Here is a 3797-nt window from a genome sequence, read left to right on the forward strand (position 1 = left end):
ATTCCATACTTCATCTGTTAACATAGTTCTTGGCATGATGGTGAGGTAGAGTCGTTTTTTGGCGAAAGCAATTATACCCCATCATCATGCTGTTCCGTAATTCCTCTCAAAACGTCAACAGCCCCTAGGCTAGCAGTAAGTAAAACAACTCCATTTTTTACAATTCTGCATTTCTTATCAAAAAAAACCGCCAAAAATACAAAAAAGCCTACGCCTGTTGCTCCTCAGTCGATATGATGCGATTTATTTTTTGTCAGGTACAGGTTGTTTATTAAAACCTGTCCAACCTGCACAAACAGGCAGATGTTGGTTTATGAATAAAAAAGAACCTTTTTTGGCTACTCCATATTTGCAATTCAATCGTGAACAATGGGCAACCTTACGTGATTCAGTTCCACTGACATTAACAAAAGAAGAATTAATTGATTTAAAAGGGATCAATGAAGAAATTTCTTTAGAAGAAGTTGTTGAAATTTACCTTCCTTTATCTCGTTTACTTAATTTTTATATCAGTTCAAATTTACGCCGCCAAGCAGTGCTCGAACAATTTTTAGGTACTGATGGACAAAAGGTCCCTTATGTCATAGGCATTGCTGGCAGTGTTGCCGTTGGCAAAAGTACTACTGCACGTCTATTACAAGCACTGCTGAGTCGTTGGCCTGAACACAGAAGTGTAGAATTAATTACTACAGATGGCTTTCTACATTCTAACAGCGTGCTAAATGAACGTGGATTGATGAAAAAGAAAGGGTTCCCACAATCATATGATATGCATAGCCTAGTGAAATTTGTATCTGATATTAAATCAGGATCCAAACAAGTATCTGCACCAGTTTACTCTCATCTTACCTATGATATCGTACCAAATGAACAAAAATTCATCGAACAACCAGATATTTTGATTCTGGAAGGTCTAAATGTATTACAAAGCGGTATGGATTATCCCCATGACCCACATCATGTATTTGTCTCTGATTTTGTCGACTTCTCTATCTACGTTGATGCACCAGAAAAATTACTCCAAAGTTGGTATATCAGTCGGTTCCTAAAATTTCGTCAGGGCGCCTTTTCAGATCCAGATTCTTATTTCCACAGTTATTCCAAGTTATCAGAAGAAGAGGCCATAAACATTGCATCTGATATCTGGCAGGAGATCAATGGCTTAAACTTGCAACAAAATATTCTACCAACGCGAGAACGAGCAAGCCTAATCATGACAAAAGGCACTAATCACACTATCGAAAGTGTAAGATTACGTAAGTAAAAATAGTTTCCGAACCCGGAAGATATCTTTCTTCCGGTTGTTCTTAACAACCTCTCAAAGAAATCTCACCACCGATATATGGAGTGATTACACCATTCTTATCAAGTAACAAAGCACCTTGCTGATTAATACCTCTGGCTATGCCATAAACTTCCTGACTACCAATAATTAATTTTACTGGTCTATCCATAAAATTATCTAGCTCAAACCACCGTGCAATAAATGAAGATAAACCTTCATTTTCAAACTGAATCAGAGCCTTCCTCAGATCAAGTATTATCTCTACAGCCAATTTATTACGATCAATTTCAATTCCAGCCTGCTGCAAATTAACCCATTGCTGATTAATAGATTCTTCGTCCTTATGACCCATCGCAATATTTATACCTGCACCGATCACAACCTGAGCAGCATCACCAGTTTTTCCCATTAATTCGACTAAAATTCCTGCTAACTTCTTGTCATCAAGATATAAATCATTTGGCCATTTTACCCTAATTCTATCAGCGCCAAATCGATGCAATACTTCAGCAATAACAATACCGACAACCAGACTCAATCCGATTGCCGCAGCTGGCCCTTGTTCAAGACGCCAATACATAGATAAGTAAAGATTCTTACCAAAAGGTGAAATCCACTTCCGTCCACGCCTCCCTCTGCCAGCATACTGGTATTCTGCAACACAGGCATCCCCCGACTTTAACTCAGATAAACGTTCAAGTAGATACTGATTAGTCGAATCAATAACTGGCAAAACAGCTATACGATCTTGGGGTAAATATTGCAAAATAGTGCATTCATCAAGTAGCTGCATAGGTGCCATAAGGCTATAACCTTTGCCAGGAGTAGTTTCCAGTTCAATTCCCCATTCACGAATTGTCTGTATATGCTTATTAATTCCAGCCCTACTCATCCCTAAATCCTGTCCCAGTTGTTGACCAGAATGGACTTCACCATCAGACAAAATTTTAATCAATTGTAATGGTACGGTTATATCTTTCATGAAATACATTCCACAGCATCAATTTCGCCTTTAGAACCAATAAAACGCACCTCAGGTTCAAGAAATACACCAAACTTACTTATCACTTGCTGGCGAATATAGGCAGCCAATGCGATTACATCCTTACCTGTTGCATTTCCCTGATTTATCAATACTAAAGCTTGCCTGAGATGCACAGATGCACCACCTATGCGATAACCTTTTAAATTACACCGTTCGATGAGCCAACCTGCCGCTAATTTGAACATCCCATTAGTATGAGGATACTGGGGGCTATCAGGGTAACTTTCTTTAATTTTTGCCGCAACTTCCGCACTGACAATTGGATTTTTAAAGAAGCTACCTGCGTTTCCTGTTATTGTAGGATCAGGTAATTTATTGGTGCGCATTGTACATACTGAATCAAAAATCTTCTGAGGAGTTACACTATCTCTCGACAATTTAGTCAAATCACCATAACTCAACATCGGCTGCCAATTCTTCTTCAACAATAAGCCTACAGAGATAATAAAATGATTTTTTTGATATTTATGCTTGAAAACACTATCCCGATACTCAAACTGACATTCATCAATACTAAGACGTGTTTGTTCTCCAGTTTCCAGATTCAGAACATCTACGTACTCACATACATCTTTAAATTCAATACCATATGCGCCAATATTTTGAATCGGCGCCGCACCAGCACAACCTGGAATTAACGCCAGATTTTCTAACCCATTAATCTGATTTTTAAGAGAATAGCAGACTAATTCATGCCAATTTTCTCCCGCTCCTACATGTAGACGCCATAACTCATCAGTTTCCTGATATTGAATCCCCATGATTCTATTCAGAATCACAGTTCCCTCAAAATCTTCAGTAAATAAGACATTACTGCCCCCACCAAGCAGCAGTACAGATTGTTTTTGGCTTTTAGCTTTCTGCCATAAAGCGAATAAAGATTCAGCAGATTCAGCTATATCTAAACATTTAGCATGGGCTGATAACCCAAAAGTATTAAACTCTTTAAGAGAAAGCATTTACTCAATACTCAATAGCTATTTAATAAGTAGTTTATCAGCCTATAGACATGGAAAACAGTTGGAAAACAAAGTTAGTTTTTTCTCTAAATGCAAAAAGGCCACCCAAAAGGGTGGCCTTTTTGTCTTAAAATAAAGTCTGGCAGTTCCCTACTCTCACATGGGGAGACCCCACACTACCATCGGCGCTACGGCGTTTCACTGCTGAGTTCGGCATGGGGTCAGGTGGGACCACCGCGCTATCGCCGCCAGACAAATCCTTTATATATTATCATGGTGCTGATACCCAGATTCGAACTGGGGACCTCACCCTTACCAAGGGTGTGCTCTACCAACTGAGCCATATCAGCAATAGTGGCTCGCATAACGCAAACCCCAAAAAATTAAAGCCTGGCAGTTCCCTACTCTCACATGGGGAGACCCCACACTACCATCGGCGCTACGGCGTTTCACTGCTGAGTTCGGCATGGGGTCAGGTGGGTCCACCGCGCTATCGCCGCCAGGCAAA

3 protein-coding genes, 1 tRNA gene and 2 rRNA genes are annotated in these 3797 nt (G+C 39.8%); 1 reads left to right on the plus strand and 5 read right to left on the minus strand.

What is annotated here, in order from left to right; translation table 11 throughout:
* Positions 1 to 313: 313 nt before the first annotated feature.
* A complete protein-coding gene (gene coaA, locus C5470_RS21485; RefSeq protein ID WP_046974415.1) occupies positions 314 to 1264 on the plus strand; it encodes a type I pantothenate kinase in 951 nt (316 codons plus the stop codon).
* A 43-nt stretch (positions 1265 to 1307) separates the two neighbouring features.
* Here coaA and birA read toward each other — a convergent pair whose 3' ends face one another.
* The 5 genes from birA to rrf (C5470_RS21510) all read right to left on the minus strand — a co-directional run bounded on the left by birA (position 1308) and on the right by rrf (C5470_RS21510) (position 3793).
* Complete coding sequence (gene birA, locus C5470_RS21490) at positions 1308 to 2267, minus strand: bifunctional biotin--[acetyl-CoA-carboxylase] ligase/biotin operon repressor BirA (protein ID WP_166291802.1); 960 nt, start codon at positions 2265 to 2267, stop codon at positions 1308 to 1310.
* Positions 2264 to 3289, minus strand: coding sequence for a UDP-N-acetylmuramate dehydrogenase (gene murB / locus C5470_RS21495; protein ID WP_166291804.1), 1026 nt, complete (start codon positions 3287 to 3289; stop codon positions 2264 to 2266). Before murB ends, birA begins: the two co-directional genes overlap by 4 nt.
* Before the next feature lie 137 nt (positions 3290 to 3426).
* Positions 3427 to 3542, minus strand: a 5S ribosomal RNA gene (gene rrf / locus C5470_RS21500).
* Between the two features lie 21 nt (positions 3543 to 3563).
* Positions 3564 to 3639, minus strand: a tRNA-Thr gene (locus C5470_RS21505).
* Between the two features lie 38 nt (positions 3640 to 3677).
* Positions 3678 to 3793, minus strand: a 5S ribosomal RNA gene (gene rrf / locus C5470_RS21510).
* Positions 3794 to 3797: the final 4 nt, after the last annotated feature.

The organism is Photorhabdus stackebrandtii (genome assembly GCF_011189495.1).
Lineage (GTDB): Bacteria > Pseudomonadota > Gammaproteobacteria > Enterobacterales > Enterobacteriaceae > Photorhabdus > Photorhabdus khanii.